Origin of the sequence: Ideonella sp., from assembly GCF_035254525.1 — a bacterium.
In the GTDB taxonomy this organism is placed as follows: Bacteria; Pseudomonadota; Gammaproteobacteria; order Burkholderiales; family Burkholderiaceae_C; genus Ideonella.
This window is the reverse complement of sequence record NZ_DATFAN010000149.1, coordinates 1-2,018: the sequence shown is the minus strand read 5'-3', so window position 1 is coordinate 2,018 and position 2,018 is coordinate 1. Positions and strand designations below refer to the sequence as shown.

At 71.6% G+C, this 2,018-nt stretch carries 4 protein-coding genes; 2 read left to right on the top strand and 2 right to left on the bottom strand.

Going from position 1 to position 2,018, the window contains the following annotated elements; translation table 11 throughout:
• Positions 1–237: methionine biosynthesis protein MetW (locus VJ693_RS14990; protein ID WP_324155356.1), on the top strand; the 237-nt coding region annotated here is incomplete at its 5' end.
• 93 nt (positions 238–330) lie between these two features.
• Here the strand turns inward: VJ693_RS14990 and VJ693_RS14985 are convergent.
• Together VJ693_RS14985 and VJ693_RS14980 are read right to left on the bottom strand one after the other, a co-directional pair.
• Positions 331–789, bottom strand: a complete 459-nt coding sequence (locus VJ693_RS14985) for a glycine zipper 2TM domain-containing protein (RefSeq protein WP_324155354.1) — start codon at positions 787–789, stop codon at positions 331–333.
• Between the two features lie 96 nt (positions 790–885).
• Complete coding sequence (locus VJ693_RS14980; protein ID WP_324155352.1) at positions 886–1,785, bottom strand: NAD(P)-dependent oxidoreductase; 900 nt, start codon at positions 1,783–1,785, stop codon at positions 886–888.
• A 95-nt stretch (positions 1,786–1,880) separates the two neighbouring features.
• Here VJ693_RS14980 and VJ693_RS14975 point away from each other — a divergent pair.
• A partial coding sequence (locus VJ693_RS14975; RefSeq protein ID WP_324155358.1) for a LysR family transcriptional regulator occupies positions 1,881–2,018 on the top strand: 138 nt, incomplete at its 3' end.

The window sequence follows — 2,018 nt, the reverse complement described above, 5'->3', positions numbered from 1 at the left end:
TGGCCCAACCGCCTGCGCATCGTGACCGGGCGCATGCCCGTCACCAAGGCGCTGCCCTACGAGTGGTACGACACGCCCAACATCCGCGTGGGCACCTACGCCGACTTCGAGGTGCTGGCGCGCAAGGACGGCCTGCGCGTGCTCGATTCCTTCGGCATCCAGGGCGGCCGCGCGGTGCGGCGCTTCCCGAACCTGATGGCCAGCGTGGCGGTGTTCAAGTTCCAGCGAGCGGGCTGATCCGTCGCCCACCCGACCTCGCCAGAGCCTCCCTCTCGGAGGGTGGCGGGAGGGAGCGGTACGTCAATGCGAAGCGATGGCCGGCCCAGCCGGCTATCGCTTCACCGGTTGGCCGTTGTCCAGGCGCACCACGTCGCCCGCCTTCAGGCCGGGGTCGCTGGCGCGCTCGTACTTGTGCTTCTTGCCGTCCTTGAAGGTCACGGTGGTGACCCAGACGGTGTGCTTCTTCATGTTCTTCTCGATCTCGTTGCCCGCGAGGCCGCCACCCACGGCGCCCAGCACCGTCAGCGCGGTCTTGCCTCCGCCCCCGCCGAGCTGATGGCCGACCACGCCACCGGCCACCGCGCCGCCGACGGCACCCACGCCGCTGGCCTTGCCCTTGCGGGTCTCGGTGTGCATGTCGGAGACGACACCGCAACCCTCGCACAGCGATGCGAGCTTCACGCCGTGCACGCTCTTCTCGACGGCGCTGGCGGCAGCGCCGGCGGCCTGCGCGCTCACGCCCGTGAGCGCCGCGACGGCCACGATCACGCTGGACACGATCGACTTCATGACTTTCTTCCTCGAAGACTGGACGAACCGCAAGCTTGCCACAGCGCCTCGTGGTGCCCCGGACGGCGGTTGCGCCACCGCCACAGGCTGTGCGTATCAGTAGCCGCGCTGGCGGTCGACGACGTTCGGCGGCGTTTCGCCGCGGCGCAGGCGGCGCAGGCCGGCGAGGAATTGCGTGGCGATCGTCTGCGGCGAGGATTGCGCCGCGATGTGCGGCGTGATGGTGATGCCGGGCACCTCCCACAGCGCGTCATCGGCGGCCATCGGCTCGTTGCGCTGCACGTCCAGCGCGGCGCCGGCGAGCTGGCCGCTTCGCACCGCGGCGATCAGGTCGGGCTCGACCACGTGCGCGCCGCGCGCGATGTTGATCAGGTAGGCGCCGCGGCGCATCGCGGCAAAGGCGCGGGCGTCGAGCAGGCGGTCGGTCTCCGGCGTGAGCGGCAGCGCGCAGACGACCATTTCCGCCTCGCCCAGCGCCTCGGACAAGGGCTGGCCGCTGCGCCGGCTCCAGCCATGCACCTCGAAGCCGACCTGCGCCAGCAGCTGCGCCACCACGCTGCCCATCGCGCCCATGCCGAGCACGGCCACGCGGCTGCGCACGGCCGCCACCGGCTGGCGCTTCCATTCGTGGCGCTGCTGCTGCGCCTCGTACACCGGCAGTTGGCGCGCGTGCCGCAGCGCCATCAGGACGACGAACTGCGCGATGCCGTGCGCCTGCTCCGCGTCGACGATACGCGACACCATCACCTGCGGCGCCAGCTCGGGCACCAGCAGCTTGTCCACGCCGGCCGAGACCGCGCAGATCCAGCGCAGGCCGGGCAGGCGCCGCACCAGCCCCGCCGGGAGCTGCCAGGCGAGCACCGAGTCGACATCGGCCAGCGCCGTCTCGCCGAGCTCGCCGTGGTATTCGAGCAGCTCGGCGTCGGCGTCGAGCGCATGGATGGCACGGCTGAAATAGCCCTCGGGCATCGGGGCAGTGACGAGCAGGGTCTTCATGGCGCGCCAGTGTGCGCGAAGACGCCGCCGCGCGCTCGTGCGCGGGCTCGGCCCATCCGTATAGTCGGCGCCGGTGTACGGGACAAGGAACGCCCATGCTCGACCTGCGCAGCATCGACCTGAACCTGCTCGTCTCGCTCGACGCCTTGCTGGCCGAGCGCAACGTCACCCGCGCCGCCGAGCGCCTGCACCTGAGCCAGCCGGCGTTGTCGTCGCAGCTGGCGCGGCTGCGC

What these genes read in the sequence shown, in the direction of transcription:
- VJ693_RS14985 (WP_324155354.1), bottom strand. Translation starts at nt 789, where the DNA reads ATGAAGTCGATCGTGTCCAGCGTGATCGTGGCCGTCGCGGCGCTCACG.
- VJ693_RS14980 (WP_324155352.1), bottom strand. Translation starts at nt 1,785, where the DNA reads ATGAAGACCCTGCTCGTCACTGCCCCGATGCCCGAGGGCTATTTCAGC.